This is a genomic window from Shewanella sp. BC20 (genome assembly GCF_003129585.1).
Classification (GTDB): Bacteria; Pseudomonadota; Gammaproteobacteria; order Enterobacterales; family Shewanellaceae; genus Shewanella; species Shewanella seohaensis.
Genome location: NZ_NHRI01000026.1, coordinates 24,672 through 41,225 on the forward strand (window position 1 = coordinate 24,672; position 16,554 = coordinate 41,225).

The following is a 16,554-nucleotide window of genomic DNA, read 5'->3' on the forward strand; positions in this document are numbered from 1 at the left end:
CGATTAAATGAATAAGGCGCAACCTCAGGGTGCGCCTTATGTGTTTCAGGCTTAAAAGAAACTAAGAACGGGTTCTAGCCACCGCATCTTGCCAGCCCGCATATAACAACTCCCTTTGACACGCATCTATATTCGGTTTGAAGTGCTTATCGATACAGGCCTTATGCTCAAGTTCGGTCACTGAGGTCCAAAAACCAACCGCAAGACCCGCTAAAAAGGCTGCGCCAAGTGCTGTGGTCTCACACACGCTCGGCCTTAAGACTTCAACGTCGGTGATATCCGCTTGAAATTGCATGAGGAAGTCATTAGCAACCGCGCCGCCATCGACCTTAAGGGATTTAAGCCGCTCACCGCTGTCCTTAATCATGGCATCGAGCAAATCCTTACTCTGGTAGGCAATCGACTCCAACGCCGCGCGGATAATATGATTACGGTTGGCGCCACGCGTTAACCCAAACAGTGCGCCACGGGCATTAGGATCCCAATAGGGAGCGCCAAGTCCGACAAAGGCTGGCACTAAATACACGCCATTGGTATCTGCGACTTTAGAGGCAAAATATTCGGTGTCGCTGGCATCGCGAATCAATCCCAGCTCATCCCTTAACCATTGAATCGTCGCGCCGCCCATAAATACTGAGCCTTCGAGGGCGTAGTTCACTTCACCTTGAGCGCCTACCGCCACTGTGGTTAATAAACCATGGGATGAACGCACGGCTTTATTGCCTGTATTCATTAATAAAAAGCAGCCAGTGCCATAGGTATTTTTGGCCATTCCCGGCTCAACACAAAGCTGGCCAAAGAGCGCCGCCTGTTGATCGCCCGCGATCCCCGCGAGAGGAATTTCGCTGCCCTCACCGGCAATACGGGTTGTGCCATAGACACTGCAGGAAGGTTTGACTTCGGGCAACATGGCCGCAGGAATATCGAGCGCCTCGAGCAGTGTTGTGTCCCAATTTAGGCTGTGGATATTAAACAACAGCGTACGGGCGGCATTGGTGGGATCGGTCACATGCACTTTGCCTTCGGTGAGTTTCCACAGCAACCAAGTATCGACCGTGCCGAATAAGAGTTCGCCTCGTTTGGCCTTCGCGCGCGCATCCGGTACATTATCGAGGATCCATTTGATCTTAGTGCCTGAAAAATAAGGGTCGAGCAGGAGACCCGTATTCTCCCTCACATAATCTTCTAAGCCTTGCGCCTTGAGTTGCTCACAGATCTCAGAGCTGCGGCGACACTGCCACACAATGGCATTGTAGACGGGCTTGCCTGTGGCCTTTTCCCAGATAATGGTGGTTTCGCGCTGATTGGTGATACCAATGGCCGCCACTTCGTCGCTGTGAATACCCGCTCTGGCGAGGGATTCAATTAACACCGAACTTTGGCTCGCCCAGATCTCCATTGGATCATGCTCCACCCAGCCGGGATTTGGATAAAGCTGGGTAAACTCCCGCTGTGACACACTGACAATATTGGCATCGTGGTCAAACACAATCGCCCGTGAGCTGGTTGTGCCTTGGTCTAAAGCCACTACATATTTTTTCTGCACACGCCTATCCTATTTACCCTGCGCCCAATTGATATGGCGCAGAACGTAATGCTCCATTAATTATGCTCTGAATATATTCGCAATTGGCCGCCATGACCAGCCAACATAGGGCAAATGCGTATCAGGCCACGTTCTTTTAGGCACAAAAAAGCCCTGAAGATTCAGGGCTTTTTCATCAAGCTGGATGCTTACATCTTGTAGCTCATTTGGATACCGGCTAACCAAACATCACCGCTCGCTTCACCGTTGAAGCTTACTATGGCGAGGTTTAGCAGATTTTGCTGCTCGTTGATTGGCGCATCACCAGTAGCACGGATATAGGTCAGTGCGAAATCAACATTCAGATTTTTAGTCGCCTGATAACCAGCACCGACAGAGAACCACAGACGGTCTGAGTCAGGGATAGTCGTGGTACGCCACTCATCGGCCGCAGCCGTTTTGTCTAAGGCCACACCCGCACGCACTAACCATTCATTGTTCACTTGGTAGGTTGTACCTAAGGCAAAGCGCCAGTTATCTTCAAAGTTTTCTTCTTTCACTAAGTCAGATTCTAAGCCGCCCTTTGGTTTAACTTCACCAGGGAAGTAAGCCACTAACTGATCGAATACGCTCCAATCGGTCCAGTTAACGCTGGCATGCATTGCCCAGTTATCCGTTAATTGGTGATAAGACGACAGCTCGGCAAACGCAGGCAGTTCGAGGGGAATATAACCTTCAATCGACAGATTTTGGCCACCATCGTAAATCACACCAGAAGCGTGACCATCTAACTCAAACTTAACGCCGCTGTGATAGGCTAAACCCACGCGGTTGGCTGGGTTGATTTGCCAGCTAGTCCCGAGTTGCCAACCGTAGCCAATGTCGTCGCCCTTCATGCTTTTCAGCTCAGTGCCACCCGGCGGTAACATTGCAGATACTTGTGCAGGTAAACCGGGTTTGATGCTATCTACCCAGCCAGGTAACGAAGCACCGATTTCACCTTCACCGTAAACGATACGCACACCACCACCGACGCTGACAGCATCATTCACGCGGTAAGCGATGTTAGGGTTGAACTCAACTGTAGTAACGGCAGTTTTATTACCAAAAATCGCCGCGGCGTGGGTTTTAGGTAACTCGGTTGACAGACCATAGTTAGAGTTAACGGCCAGACCCCAAGTCCATTGGTCATTTAACTGATTGGAATAGTAGAAGTTAGGCACTAATGCATCATCAGCCACATCGATGGCATCGCCGTTCATCACGATTGGATTTGGGCCAAGTAATGGCGAGCTTAGGCTCACATCACCTTTAACATCCACGTTAGGCATAACATAGATACCACCAGCAGACAGCTGACGACCTTCTAAATAGGTCAGCATCGCAGGGTTGCGCCCCTGAACTGAAGCGTTATCGGCAATTGCGGCTTCACCGGCGAAGGCGCGGCCTAAGCCAGTCGCTGAGTATTCGGCCAGTTGGAAACCCGCTGCATGGACTTGAGTCGTTGTGCTTAATAAGGCTGCAGTCACAGCCAAAGTCAGAAGACGTTTTTGCATTGTTATTCTCAGAAAATATTATTGTTATCTGTGCCAGTAACTTGGTCACAATGGCGTTCACACAAAATAGAGCAAACACTCCAGATTGAATGCAGGGGAGTTTACCGATGCAGAAGATGTTTGCAACAAGCGGAAATAAAACAGATAAAAAAACTAGTTATTAAAAGGCATTCAATATTTTTAGTGAGATAAATCACTTTTAAAACAAGAAAATCCAGCAGAAAAGCAGCGTGTTATTTGCTGAACATATTTTAATGCAGATAATAAAAGTTGAAAAATAAATTTAAAAACAAATAATTAATACCAAAATACACTATAAACACTTGTAAGCCATTTCAATCATTAAGATTCAGCATAAATCACTAGTGTTTATTCTGATTGCGATACAAGGAATGCCAACCTTAATTTAATCCAATAAATACAATGAATTATTTTTAGGCTATTAAACGTGGATAACAAAAACGCCTAGTTTTCGAACTAGGCGTTTAAGATTAACTTACATTAAGGTACAAGTGTTCGCCGAATGCTTAGCGGCGCCAGCTAGGAATGTTTGCTTCGTACTCACCTATCTGCGTCCCGTGGGACAAGGTCAATCCAATGGCATCTAAGCCATTCAGCAATTTATGTCGCGCCGACTCGGCCAGTGTAAAATTAAATTCAGCTCCCGAAGGTGATGTCACCTTGCAAGTCGTTAAGTCCACAGTGATTTGTGCGCCTTCTTCGCTCGCCACCTCATCCATTAACTGACGCACTTCGTTCGCACTTAACTTCACCGGCAATAAACCGTTATTGATGGAGTTTCCATAAAAAATATCGGCAAAACTCGGGGCTATAATGGCGCGCAGGCCAAAATCCGCCAATGCCCATGGGGCATGCTCACGGCTAGAGCCACAGCCGAAGTTTTCCTGTGCCAGTAGAATCGACGCACCGCGATAGCGAGGCTTGTTTAGAGTGAAATCGGGATTAGGCACATCCCCGGCATCATCGAGATAACGCCAGTCGTGGAATAAGTGCACACCGAATCCATCCCGCGTCACCTTAGATAAAAATTGCTTTGGGATAATTTGATCGGTATCGATATTGGCACTGTCGATCATGACCGCAAGCCCGGTATGGCTAGTAAAAGGTTGCATTAACTTCTCCTCTTGGGATTACGGTTAGTAAGGTTTACGGATATCGACAAAATGCCCAGCGATTGCCGCCGCAGCCGCCATAGCTGGACTCACCAAATGGGTGCGACTACCACGGCCTTGGCGACCTTCGAAGTTACGGTTACTGGTCGAGGCGCAGCGATCGCCCGCTTCTAACCTGTCATCGTTCATCGCCAAGCACATAGAGCAGCCCGGTAAACGCCATTCGAATCCAGCCTCGATAAAGATTTTATCTAAACCTTCGGCCTCGGCCTGCGCCTTCACTTGACCAGAGCCCGGTACTACGATTGCCGTAACACCCGACGCCACTTTACGCCCTTTAGCCTGTTTCGCCGCGCTGCGCAAATCTTCAATCCGCGAGTTAGTGCAAGAACCAATAAAGACTTTATTAATCGCGACGTCTGTCATCGGCGTGCCTGCGGTCAAGCCGATATAATCCAGCGCTTTTTCCATGCTAGCGCGAATCGTCGGATTTGCCTCATCGTCAGGATTAGGCACAGGCGCATCGATGGCAACCACTTGTCCAGGGTTGGTGCCCCAAGTCAGCTGCGGCGCGATATCGGCCGCATCCAACACGACGGTGGCATCAAACTCAGCGCCAACATCGGTTTTCAGCGCCTTCCAAGCGGCGACGGCCTCTGCCCAATCTTCGCCCTTTGGTGCAAACTCACGACCTTCTAGATAATCGAAAGTGGTTTGATCCGGCGCAACCATGCCCGCCTTAGCGCCCATTTCAATCGCCATATTGCAAACAGTCATGCGCCCTTCCATCGACAACGCTTCAATGGCCTCACCACAAAACTCAACTACATAGCCAGTGCCGCCATCCATACCTATCTTACCGATAATCGCCAGCACGATATCTTTCGCGGTGACGCCATCGGTGACCTGACCACGGACTTCGATTTTCATGGTCTTGGCTTTTAATTGGCGCAGGGTTTGCGTCGCCAGCACATGTTCCACCTCGGAAGTGCCGATACCGAAAGCCAAGGCGCCAAAGGCACCGTGAGTCGCCGTATGGGAATCACCACACACTATGACGGTGCCGGGTAAGGTAATGCCAAGCTCAGGCCCCATCACATGCACAATCCCTTGATTAGGATGGTGAATGTCATATAAGCGCACGCCGAAGTCTTTACAGTTTTGTGCCAAGGTCTCGACCTGAGTGCGTGCCATCGGGCTTAAGGCATCGAGGCTGGCACTGCGTGTCGACGTGTTGTGATCCATGGTCGCGAAGGTTTTTTCTGGGGCGCGTAACTTACGCCCCGCCACTTTTAAGCCACTAAAAGCTTGAGGCGATGTCACTTCGTGAACTAAATGTCTGTCGACATAAATAATCGGCGCTTCGCCCTCTGGGGTGGCCACAACATGGGCATCCCATACTTTTTGATACAGGGTTTTCGGAGCGGTTGATGTTGAAGGAGTCGTCATTACACACCTGCCTTAACTGCATCGGCGATAAAGTCGCCCATTTCGACTGTCGATTTGGCCTTATGGCGTTGGTCGCTACTTAATAGCTCACCAGTTAAATAACCAGAATTCAGCGCTTTACTGACGGCACGTTCGATCGCGCTTGCCGCCTCTTCTTGCTTTAAGCTGTGGCGCAGCATCAGTGCCGCCGACAAAATTTGTGCAATCGGGTTAGCGATGCCCTTACCCGCGATATCCGGCGCGCTGCCACCCGCGGGTTCAAACAAACCAAAGCCAGTGCTATTCATGCTCGCCGAAGACAACAAGCCCATAGAGCCGGTCAACATGGCGATTTCGTCCGATAGAATGTCGCCAAACAAGTTAGAGCACAGCATAACGTCAAACTCATCGGGGCGGCGCAGCAACTGCATGGTCGCGTTGTCGATATAGATGTGTTCCAGTTCAACATCGGGGAAATCCACCGCCACTTCTTCTACCACTTGGCGCCACAATACTGAGCAAGCTAAGACGTTTGCCTTGTCGACCGAAGTGACTTTTTTACGGCGGCTGCGGGCAGCTTCAAAGGCGATGCGTGCGATACGAGCAATCTCACGGCGGCTATAACGCATGGTATCGAAGGCTTCTTCGCTCTCACCTTCACCTTGGCGCCCCTTAGGCTTACCAAAGTAGATCCCACCGGTTAACTCACGCACGCAGAGAACATCGAAACCTCTAGCAGAAATATCGCTGCGCAGCGGTGACATATGTTCTAAACCATCATGCAATTTAGCTGGGCGCAGGTTACAAAACAGTTCGAAGTGACCCCGTAGCGGCAACAGAGCACCACGCTCGGGCTGTTCATTGGGCGGCAGTTTTTCCCATTTAGGACCACCGACTGAACCGAACAGAATGGCATCGGCCGCCTCGCAGCCCTTCAGTGTTGCCTCAGGCAAAGGACAACCATGGTTGTCGATGGCGATACCGCCGACATCATATTCAGTGTATTCAATGTTAAGACCAAAACGTGCCTCAACCGCCTTTAACACCTTACGCGCCTCGGCCATCACTTCTGGCCCAATTCCATCCCCGGCTAATACTGCAATTTGATAACTCATACGCCCGCTCACTCCTTCAATGTGAAAACTTTATGCTCGATATCGCTTGGCTTATACGCCGCCCAGCTCTCTGTTTTTATGCATATTCTGTTTGTAATCTGCGACCTTATCGGCGCGGCATGTCAGGTTCATCACATGCACTAACGCACGGGCTGATGCCTCAACCACGTCGGTCGCTAACCCGACACCGTGGAAATTTTGCTCATGGTAAACCGCGGTAATGTCGACTTGGCCCAAGGCATTTTGCCCCTCACCCTTAGCGCCCAATTTGTAGCTGATGATATCGATACGACGGTCCGTCGCACGGGCAATGGCGTTATAGGCGGCATCGACGGGACCATTACCAGTCGCGGCTTCGGTCTTAATCTCACCGCCAACATCGATACGCACTGTTGCCGTAGCTACGCCTTCGGTGGAGTCGGACTGCACCACTAACTGCTGTAATTGATAGAAGTTATCTTCCGCCGCTTGCGCTTCCATAAAGGCTAAGGCTTCTAAGTCGTAATCGAAGACTTGGCCCTTTTTATCCGCCAAATGTAAAAACTGTTCGTAGAGGGCGTCCAGATTGTAATCCTGCTCGCTGTAGCCCATTTCCTCCATGCGATGCTTAATCACATGGCGGCCGGAGCGCGAAGTCATATTCAGGTTGTTTCGGTTTAGGCCGATACTCTCTGGCGTCATGATTTCATAGGTATTTTGCGCCTTTAACATGCCATCTTGGTGAATACCCGAAGAGTGGGTAAAGGCATTGGCCCCCACAATCGCCTTATTCGACTGAATCGGCATATTGCATAACTGGCTGACTAGATTCGACGTGCGGTGGATCTCCTTGGCATTGATCCCAGTTTCAACTCCCAGCAGATTCTTACGCGTCGCTAAGATCATGGCGATTTCTTCTAGGGAGCAGTTACCCGCACGCTCACCAATACCGTTCATGGTACATTCGATTTGGCGAGCGCCATGCTGCACGGCGGTAATCGAATTGGCTACCGACATGCCTAAGTCATCGTGGCAGTGAACCGAAATAATGGCTTGGTCGATATTCGGTACGCGATTAAACAGGGTTTGAATAATGCCCCCAAACTCGCTTGGCACTGTGTAGCCCACAGTATCTGGGATATTGATGGTGCGAGCCCCCGCGTGAATCGCCGCTTCCACCATACGGCACAGGTTATCGATTGGCGTGCGTCCCGCATCTTCGCAGGAAAACTCCACATCATCGGTAAACCTACGGGCATATTTCACCGCGCCCACCGCCATCTCCAACACTTGCTCGAATGAGCGCTTTAACTTGCTCTCCACATGGATAGTGGATGTGGAGATAAAGGTATGAATACGGAACTGTTCGGCAACGGATAATGCCTGAGCTGCGGCATCGATATCCTTTTCCAAGGCGCGGGATAAGGCGCACACTCGGCTATTTTTGATCGTACGGGCAATGGTCTGCACCGACTCAAAATCACCGGGTGACGACACTGGGAACCCCACTTCCATCACATCCACACCGAGACGTTCTAACGCCATGGCGATCTGTAACTTTTCTTTGACCGACAGGCTTGCCGCTAACGCCTGCTCGCCATCACGTAAGGTGGTATCAAATATAATTACTCTGTTAGACATCTCGTTTCTCCATGGAACGTCACCGTTCATTATTTAACTTTTGCCGTATTCAGATACAAAAAACCCCGCAACATTGGTGCGGGGTTTGTGAATGCTTTGCCTATCTATCGAGCGAGCAACACTAAGACCTCCGCGTTTGTGGCGCGAGAGAGAGAAGGAGGAGGTCGAGTTTGCTGCTAATTCTATTCATTTAAATTAAATATTTATTCTATTGGCTCAAAATAAGGACGGTTAATATTTAACTCGCTTGCCTAAGTGTGTCAACCCCAATTTTTTTCATGTTCTGCGAGTTATTTGCTGCAAAATAGCAAAACAGGGGGATTAACCGTCACAGTGAACCCGATTAATCCCTTGTTGATAGAGAAAAATCTACAAAATGCGACAACTCAAAATTTAAACAAAAAAATCATTTTTTATGCAAAAAAACCTTGATACACGTTATAATCCTCGCCCGCGGTTACGGATAGTTGAATCAATTTAGGGTATGGAGCAAAAAATGGATTTTCGTGTCTTAGCGCTAAGCCTGTTGTTATGGCTTTGCCCTTTATGGGTCAGTGCTAACGACCAATTAGATTTAGATGCGCTCACTGAGCAAGTTTACCAGTATCCCACTAAGGCATTTGCGCAAATTACCGCTTTAGAAAAACTGCAAGAAACTGATAAATATAACGATATTAATAGACTCCGCCTTAGCATGCTCAAATGCCAAAGTTTGTTGCAACTAGGGGAAAATGAAGCCGCAATCAACCTTGCCCAGCTCGGCGAGGCCAGCGCTAAACAGCTAAAACTCGATCAGGCACGTCCCTATTTTCTGAATTGTCAAGCAGATGCCAATCTGAACTACGACAACATTCAAGAAGCCTTACCCCTACTCGACTCAGCTATTACCCTGGCTAGACGTTATCAGCAACCCCAAGCACTCATAGATGCACTCAGGCTCAGGGGCCAACTCGATACCAATACGGATAACTTTTCCTCCGCCATCGAAGATCTACGTATCGCTATCGATATCTATCCCGATATCAATTCGCAAACCCAAAATTGGGTGTGGCCGCCACAGGCCTATATCTATGCTGCTATGGGGAACTTGCTCCATGCTACCAACGATTTTCCACAAGCCATGTATTACACTAGGCTGGCATTAAAAAGCGAAGATGCTAAAGGAAAAGTACGGCACGTACTGCTGCGCAACGCCGCTCGTATCGCACTGGATAATGGCGAACGCGATTACAGCGACCAATTAGAAAAACAAGCCAAAACTCTGCTGCCAGAAATAGGTTCGCCACTCGAGCTCGCCTATAGTTACGCCATTTTGGCATCGATCGCCCTCGATAAAGGGAAAATCGACACGGCCGAAGAATATATCTCGATTGCGATGAATACCTTTAAGCAACAAAACCAGCGGGTCGCTATGATGCGCTCGACCCGTTTGTTAGCTCAGGTTCGCTTTGCTCAGCACAGAGATGACGCCGCACTGACACTGATGGATTCCGCTATCGAACAAGCTGAAGTACTAAGACAATACTCTGATCTTAAATGGTTTTATGGCATTTTAAGTGATTATTATCAAACTCACGGCAACTACAAACTCGCCTATGAGTTTGTCCAAAAGCGTTTCGATGCCGCAGAGCAGGCCAACGAGTCGATGAATAACACTCGGATTTTGCAGTTCAAAGCTAGGTTAAATCAGCAAGGTTTACAGCAACTCAACGACGATGAACAACAACACCATAATGTCTCATTGTTGAGTGAACTCAATGTCGACTGGGCCTACAGCACACTATTTTTAGTCGCAATGGGGCTTCTCGGGGGCGCGATCTGGTATTTCATCGATAAACAAAATAACCGCGCGCCAACATCCGATACGACCTCCCCTGATCTTCCTCCGCTGGAGCAACTTGAGCTGACACTGCACAGTGCTAAACAAGGGGCTTATCCGCTGTCATTATTGCTGTTTAATGCCAGCCAAATACGCCAAGTCGACCTGCCCCCCTTACTAGAGAAGCTGCAAGACAAGCTACGTGAACAGGACACACTGCTGCGTTATTCGATAGATGACATCGTTATTGTGCTGCCCTATACCTCAGCAGTCGGCGCACAGAAAGTCGTTAGCCAGATAACGCCGACCATCCAAATGTGGCAGGGTACGCACAAGGTGAACATTGGGATTGCGGTGATGCAGCAGTTTGATACTTTGGATTCTCTGGTGAAACGCGCGAGCATTAACCAGTTAGGCAAACTCAAGGTTAGCGATCCGCAAAGCGATTATTCCCCGGCTAAATAAGCGGCTATCTCATCAAGGAAATCGTCGCCAAATCGGCTGAGTTTGCGCTCACCGACCCCGTTAACGGCCAGCATCTCACCGGGGCTGGTAGGCATCATGGCCGCCATTTCCGCTAAGGTCGCATCGTTAAACACCAAATATGGCGGCACATCCTGCTCCTCGGCAATGGTGCGACGTAGGGCTTTTAGCCTCGCAAACAGTTTGCGGTCGTAATTCAGCGGCGCCCGCGATTGAGTGACTTTGCGCTTAATGTTCGTCAGTTGAATGCGCGGCTCTGCCAACATTAGCGCCACCTCGCCCTTAAGGATAGGTCTGGCCGAAGGATTTAAAGTGATGGATGAGCCCCGAGTAATATCTTGGCTCGCCAGCCCCAAATGGATGAGCTGACGAATAACACTCAACCAATATTCATGGCTTTTGTCTTTGCCTATGCCCCAAGTGCTGAGTTTATCGTGCCCTCGGTCGACAATCGCGGCGCCCTTGGAGCCACGCAACACTTCAATCAAGTGATTGATACCAAAGCGCTGCCCGAGCCGATAGATACAAGAAAGCACCTTCTGCGCATCCTCGGTGCCGTTATAACGTTTAGGCGGGTCGAGACAAATATCGCAGTTGCCGCAGGGCTCTAACGCGCTTTCATCGAAGTAATGCAGCAACACTTGGCGGCGACAGGTTTGCGCCTCAGCAAATGCAGCCATGGTATTGAGTTTATGGAAATCCACCTGCTGCTGCGGCCCTGGCTCCGATTGCTCGATAAGATGGCGCACCCGACCAATATCGGCGGGATCAAACAGCATAAAGGCTTCTGCCTCGAGTCCATCGCGACCCGCTCGGCCAGTTTCTTGATAATAGGCTTCGATGCTCTTCGGGATATCGTAATGCACAACAAAGCGCACGTTGGATTTGTTAATCCCCATGCCAAAGGCCACGGTGGCAACGACAATATCAATTTGATCTTTAAGGAAGCTATCCTGCACTTCACCGCGCTCTTGTGGCGTCATGCCCGCATGGTATGCCTTAGCATGAAACCCTTGCAGGGTGAGTCTTTCTGCCACCTCATCCACACGGCGTCGACTGCTGCAGTAGACAATGCCACTACTGCCATTTTGTTGCAGTAAAAACTGTCGTAATTGATTGGCGGCATTGAGTTTTTCGGCAACCGTATAGCGAATATTGGGCCGATCGAAACTCGATAATAATTTAAAAGGATTAATCCCTAGGCGCTCGCAAATATTTTGCCGCGTCGCCTGATCCGCTGTGGCGGTGAGCGCCATCATAGGTACATGGGGAAATAACTGCTTTAACTGGCCAAGGGCGGCATATTCGGGACGAAAATCGTGTCCCCATTGACTGATGCAGTGCGCCTCGTCAATGGCAAACATGGATAGCGGCAGAGAGCGCATACGCTCGATAAAATCGGCCGTCAGCAACCGCTCAGGAGACACATACAACAGTTTTAGCTCGCCTCTATGCAACTGCCTAAGCACCTCTACACTCTGCTCCCGCGGCTGCGAGGAGTTTAAATAGGCGGCATTGACCCCCGTCTGCAACAGGCTGTCGACCTGATCTTTCATCAATGAAATCAGTGGTGATACCACGATAGTGATGCCTGGCATCAGCAGTGCAGGCAACTGGTAACACAGACTCTTACCGCCGCCAGTGGGCATGATCACAAGGCAGTCCTCACCACTGCATACACGTTCGATAACCTCGCGCTGACCGTCCCTAAAGTCACGGTAACCAAACACCTGCGCTAGGCGTTGCGACAGCGGATCATCATGTATGTCGAGTAACTGAGTTTCCATGGATCTTCTAGCTAAAAAGTAAGGGCGCCTATTCTAAAGGACAGAAACGCTCCTGTCTTGCGCCATCTTGTCCAAACTGATCCTGCGCTAACAACTAATGGGTTAGACTTAGCCTGTTCCCACGACTCATCATAACGCCTAAGACAATTTACTCGCACAGCGGCTTAAGTTGCATTAGGCATAGGCTTGGCTGTAGATTAATTGCTCTAAGTCGAATGCCATTACGCATGCTTCGACCCTATTCTAAGAAGCCCTACAGCCTACAAGGACGAACAGCATGACAAACCCAATTCAAGCCGAAGTACTCAAACGTGTTGCCGAAGTATTTGACCAGCATGTGCCATTTCATAATTTATTGGGTCTGGACATCAAGCGCTACGACATAGATGGCGTCGAAGTGGTGATCAATATGAAGCCAGAGCTCATTGGCAATATTCACCAACAAATTCTCCACGGCGGTGTCACGGCTACAGTGCTCGACGTGGTAGGCGGACTCACCGCCTTTGCAGGACTGGTTGCGAGTCGTGATGATTGGACGGTTGAAGAGTTACAGCAACGGCTACAAACCTTAGGCACAATCGATATGCGCGTCGATTACCTGCGCCCCGGGCGTGGACAGGTTTTCACTGGCACGGGCAGCGTGATCCGTGCGGGCAATCGCGTCTCAGTGTGTCGCATGGAGCTTCACAACGAGCAAGGAACTCATATCGCCTTCGGCACAGGCACTTATATGGTTGGCTAGTCCGTTGTCACACCTCGTTTTTTAGAAATTTTTTACCGCATTAACCATCGATAAACTAAAGGGAAACGCCTTGATTATTCAGGTGTTTCCCCTCTTCTTTTTGTTGAGCACTGGTCATTAGAGACATCCTGTAACGAAAAAGGCGACCGCACACACCTTGAGTCAATTCCCATAGCCTCCTACAATCGCCGTCCTGTTGTCCTTCGAAGATGTCTCATGCCTGATACCGAATACCGCAAAGGGATCCTACTTGCCGTCAGTGCTTACTGTATGTGGGGATTTGCACCCTTATATTTCAAACTACTCCACCATGTTTCAGCGACCGAAATTTTACTGCATCGGGTGATCTGGTCATTTGTGTTTATGGTGATCATCATGCTGTTTATCGGTGGCTTTGGAAAACTGCGTCAGCTGTTTAAACAGCCCAAACAGCTACTCGTACTCACCATCACCTCCCTATTAATTGCGGCCAACTGGTTGATTTTTATCTGGGCTGTGAATAACGATCATATGCTCGATGCCAGCTTGGGTTACTTTATTAACCCCCTACTGAATGTGCTGCTCGGCATGCTGTTTTTAGGTGAAAGATTACGTAAGTTGCAATGGTTTGCCGTCGCGCTGGCGAGTGCTGGCGTGCTGCTCCAATTAGTCTCATTCGGCTCAATCCCTATTGTCTCCCTCGCCTTAGCAGGCACCTTCGGGGTATATGCTCTGCTGCGTAAAAAGGTCAATGTGGATGCTAAATCGGGTCTGCTAGTCGAAACCGCCATCCTGCTACCGGTCGCATTGGTTTATCTAGTCGCGACCTTAGATAGCGCCACGGCGAATATGCTAACCAACGATTGGCACCTTAATTTATTGTTGATGGCAGCCGGGATTGTTACCACGATTCCACTATTGTGTTTTGCCGGTGCAGCGGTACGCATTCCATTGTCTATGCTCGGCTTTTTCCAATATATCGGCCCGAGTATTATGTTTATCCTCGCGGTAACCTTATTCAATGAACCCTTCGATGCCGAGAAGAGCATCACCTTCGGCTTTATCTGGAGCGCCCTGCTGGTGTTCACCTTCGATATGGCCTATAAACGCAAAACGGCGTGATGACATCACGCCGCTACCGACAGTTGCAAAAATACTGGTTAAGTGAGCATCTACTTAACCAGCTATTTTTGTAGCTGGCTAATAAACTGCTCGCCCTCGGGCACAGACAAGAGCAGATTGTAGCCTCGCGTCGTTGGCACTAGCACTAGCTCGGATTTATCCGTCACGGCCACAAATGCCTTGCCCTTTCCCTTCAGATTAAACCAGCCGAGTTGAAACCCAGGCATACCTATACCATTGGTTTTAAAGCTGGGCGCTAAATCAGCCTCCTGCTTCAAGTCGATAAGACGCGCCTGCTCGACCAACAGTTCGGAACGTAGTAATTGCACTTTATAGAAGGGAATATCGAGTGTTAGCTCGGTGTCGGTTAGCGCAATTTCAGCATTATGGGATTGATAAAACACCCAAGAAAATCCGCCAATCATCACTAACAAGATGCCTAAGCTCGCCGATTTAGCCACTTTCGGCATAGGTTTAACCCACAACATCCACAATACACCAGCTAAACCTAACAACAAGATAATAAAGCTTAAAATTGAAGTTTGAGTCAGAGGCGCGAGGGAGAAAAACTGAGTCACCATGGTGGGCAGTCCTTAAGGGAGAAAAGCTTAATCTGCCAATAAAGACATATTATGTCAACAAAAATGCCAGCGCTAGGCTGGCATCTTATCAAGCGTGCAAAGCTTAAAGATCGAGGGCGAGAATTTTAGAGCGGCGCTGATAGTTATACAGCTGCTTTTTCTTCTGTGGTAAGGCTTCCACATCTTCGATCACAAAGCCATGTTCTAAAAACCAGTGAATGCTGCGGGTAGTTAGGGCAAACAAACGGGAATACCCCCGATGACGCGCCTGACCTATGATATTTTTCAGCAGCAGACTACCCCTATCCGCATCGCGATAATCTGGATGCACCACCAAACAGGCAAACTCACCCGCATTGTCTTCCTCAAACGGATACAAGGCAGCGCAGCCAATGACTAAGCCGTCTCGCTCAATCAACATAAACTGCTCGATCTCAATCTCAAGCTGCTCACGACTCCGGCGCACTAAAATGCCTTGTTCTTCCAGAGGACGAATTAAATTCAATATGCCGCCAATATCGCTAATCGATGCCCGGCGCAGACGCTCAGCGCTTTCTGTCACGATTTGCGTACCTATGCCTTCACGGGAGAACAACTCCTGCAGCAGGGCACCGTCATCGAGGTAACTGACCAAATGACAACGGGGCACACCATTGCGGCACGCATCAATACTCGCCTTGAGGAAGGCCATAGTACCAATACAAGCCGAACCTTGCTCTGCGAGCTTAGTCAGAATGTTTTGCGCATCATTTGGCATTAATTCGGCAATCACATCGCCATTGCGATCAAGGATGCCGTTTTGCGAACTAAAGCCGATCATCTTGTCGGCCTTAAGCTTGATCGCAACCTGAGTGGCAATCTCTTCGGCGGTAAGGTTAAAGCTTTCGCCAGTAACGGATGCAGCAATCGGCCCCATCAACACGATACAGTGGTTATCGAGCTGACGCTTAAGCCCTTGAGTATCGATACGGCGCACTTTGCCGCTTAGGCAAAAATCGATGCCATTATCGACCCCCAGAGGCTGGGCGATCACAAAGTTACCGCTGACTAAGTTAATTTGCGCGCCTTGCATCGGCGTATTGCTTAGACTCATCGATAAACGTGCAGTGATATCAAACTGCAATGCACCCGCGACCTGCTTAATCACTTTGAGTGAGTCTTCATCGGTGATACGTACACCTTCGTGGTAGGCGGGTTCAATCCCATTGGCCGCTAATGCCGCATCGATTTGCGGCCTCGCGCCATACACTAACACCACTTTAATGCCTAAACTGTGCAACAGGGCCACGTCATTTAAAATGCCGCGAAATTGATTTTGTGCTAAAGCCTCGCCACCCAACATCACCACAAAGGTTTTCCCTCTATGGGCATTGACGTAAGGGGCAGAATGACGAAATCCATCAACCAGTTCAGTGGTACGCACGCGTTGTTTACACCTCATATTTGAGCTGGCAAAGCCGATATGGCACACCAGGAATGAATGACTAAATCACGCGTATAGTATTGCATTTTAATTCACCAATAAAGAATTTATTCTCATTAAAATGCAGTTTTAATACAATAAAGTGCTTATATTTTCAAAAAATTGCATTTTTGATAAATAATCACATTTTTTTAACTAAATACGATTTCGCAGCACTGCCGAGTATGGGACAGATTTATCT

General features: G+C 49.1%; 12 protein-coding genes. 3 read left to right on the forward strand and 9 right to left on the reverse strand.

Features of this window, described 5'->3' with window-relative positions; translation table 11 throughout:
- Window positions 1-61: 61 nt before the first annotated feature.
- The 6 genes from glpK to leuA all read right to left on the reverse strand — a co-directional run bounded on the left by glpK (window position 62) and on the right by leuA (window position 8,377).
- Window positions 62-1,546, reverse strand: coding sequence for a glycerol kinase GlpK (gene glpK / locus CBX96_RS19740; protein WP_109287812.1), 1,485 nt, complete (start codon window positions 1,544-1,546; stop codon window positions 62-64).
- Between the two features lie 188 nt (window positions 1,547-1,734).
- The gene (locus CBX96_RS19745; protein ID WP_109287813.1) at window positions 1,735-3,081 is read right to left on the reverse strand and encodes an outer membrane protein transport protein; all 1,347 of its coding nucleotides are present in this window, start codon (window positions 3,079-3,081) and stop codon (window positions 1,735-1,737) included.
- A gap of 527 nt (window positions 3,082-3,608) precedes the next feature.
- Entirely contained in the window at window positions 3,609-4,214 is a 606-nt protein-coding gene (gene leuD / locus CBX96_RS19750) for a 3-isopropylmalate dehydratase small subunit (protein WP_109287814.1), read from the reverse strand.
- A gap of 24 nt (window positions 4,215-4,238) precedes the next feature.
- Complete coding sequence (leuC, locus tag CBX96_RS19755; protein WP_109287815.1) at window positions 4,239-5,663, reverse strand: 3-isopropylmalate dehydratase large subunit; 1,425 nt, start codon at window positions 5,661-5,663, stop codon at window positions 4,239-4,241.
- The gene (leuB, locus tag CBX96_RS19760; protein ID WP_109287816.1) at window positions 5,663-6,757 is read right to left on the reverse strand and encodes a 3-isopropylmalate dehydrogenase; all 1,095 of its coding nucleotides are present in this window, start codon (window positions 6,755-6,757) and stop codon (window positions 5,663-5,665) included. The genes leuC and leuB overlap by 1 nt, the downstream gene beginning before the upstream one ends.
- Before the next feature lie 51 nt (window positions 6,758-6,808).
- A complete protein-coding gene (leuA, locus tag CBX96_RS19765) occupies window positions 6,809-8,377 on the reverse strand; it encodes a 2-isopropylmalate synthase (protein ID WP_011624315.1) in 1,569 nt (522 codons plus the stop codon).
- Between the two features lie 496 nt (window positions 8,378-8,873).
- On the opposite strand from leuA, the gene CBX96_RS19775 reads away from it, so the two are divergent.
- Entirely contained in the window at window positions 8,874-10,661 is a 1,788-nt protein-coding gene (locus tag CBX96_RS19775; protein ID WP_109287817.1) for a diguanylate cyclase, read from the forward strand.
- On the opposite strand, the gene recQ is transcribed toward CBX96_RS19775, so the two are convergent.
- On the reverse strand, window positions 10,643-12,466 hold the full coding sequence (gene recQ / locus CBX96_RS19780) for a DNA helicase RecQ (protein WP_109287818.1): 1,824 nt from the start codon (window positions 12,464-12,466) through the stop codon (window positions 10,643-10,645). The two genes, CBX96_RS19775 and recQ, sit on opposite strands and share 19 nt — an antisense overlap.
- 277 nt (window positions 12,467-12,743) lie before the next feature.
- Here recQ and CBX96_RS19785 point away from each other — a divergent pair, with 277 nt between their 5' ends.
- Window positions 12,744-13,208, forward strand: a complete 465-nt coding sequence (locus tag CBX96_RS19785) for a thioesterase family protein (RefSeq protein ID WP_011624318.1) — start codon at window positions 12,744-12,746, stop codon at window positions 13,206-13,208.
- A gap of 216 nt (window positions 13,209-13,424) precedes the next feature.
- The gene (gene rarD, locus CBX96_RS19790) at window positions 13,425-14,309 is read left to right on the forward strand and encodes an EamA family transporter RarD (protein WP_109287819.1); all 885 of its coding nucleotides are present in this window, start codon (window positions 13,425-13,427) and stop codon (window positions 14,307-14,309) included.
- 62 nt (window positions 14,310-14,371) lie between these two features.
- Here the strand turns inward: rarD and CBX96_RS19795 are convergent, their stop codons facing one another.
- The gene (locus CBX96_RS19795) at window positions 14,372-14,890 is read right to left on the reverse strand and encodes a PH domain-containing protein (protein ID WP_109287820.1); all 519 of its coding nucleotides are present in this window, start codon (window positions 14,888-14,890) and stop codon (window positions 14,372-14,374) included.
- 103 nt (window positions 14,891-14,993) lie between these two features.
- The gene (argA, locus tag CBX96_RS19800; protein ID WP_164717898.1) at window positions 14,994-16,313 is read right to left on the reverse strand and encodes an amino-acid N-acetyltransferase; all 1,320 of its coding nucleotides are present in this window, start codon (window positions 16,311-16,313) and stop codon (window positions 14,994-14,996) included.
- Window positions 16,314-16,554: the final 241 nt, after the last annotated feature.

Coding starts and splice junctions, on each gene's coding strand:
- CBX96_RS19745 (WP_109287813.1), bottom strand. CDS start 3,081: ATGCAAAAACGTCTTCTGACTTTGGCTGTGACTGCAGCCTTATTAAGC.
- leuD (WP_109287814.1), bottom strand. CDS start 4,214: ATGCAACCTTTTACTAGCCATACCGGGCTTGCGGTCATGATCGACAGT.
- leuC (WP_109287815.1), bottom strand. CDS start 5,663: ATGACGACTCCTTCAACATCAACCGCTCCGAAAACCCTGTATCAAAAA.
- leuB (WP_109287816.1), bottom strand. CDS start 6,757: ATGAGTTATCAAATTGCAGTATTAGCCGGGGATGGAATTGGGCCAGAA.
- leuA (WP_011624315.1), bottom strand. CDS start 8,377: ATGTCTAACAGAGTAATTATATTTGATACCACCTTACGTGATGGCGAG.
- CBX96_RS19775 (WP_109287817.1), top strand. CDS start 8,874: ATGGATTTTCGTGTCTTAGCGCTAAGCCTGTTGTTATGGCTTTGCCCT.
- recQ (WP_109287818.1), bottom strand. CDS start 12,466: ATGGAAACTCAGTTACTCGACATACATGATGATCCGCTGTCGCAACGC.
- CBX96_RS19785 (WP_011624318.1), top strand. CDS start 12,744: ATGACAAACCCAATTCAAGCCGAAGTACTCAAACGTGTTGCCGAAGTA.
- rarD (WP_109287819.1), top strand. CDS start 13,425: ATGCCTGATACCGAATACCGCAAAGGGATCCTACTTGCCGTCAGTGCT.
- CBX96_RS19795 (WP_109287820.1), bottom strand. CDS start 14,890: ATGGTGACTCAGTTTTTCTCCCTCGCGCCTCTGACTCAAACTTCAATT.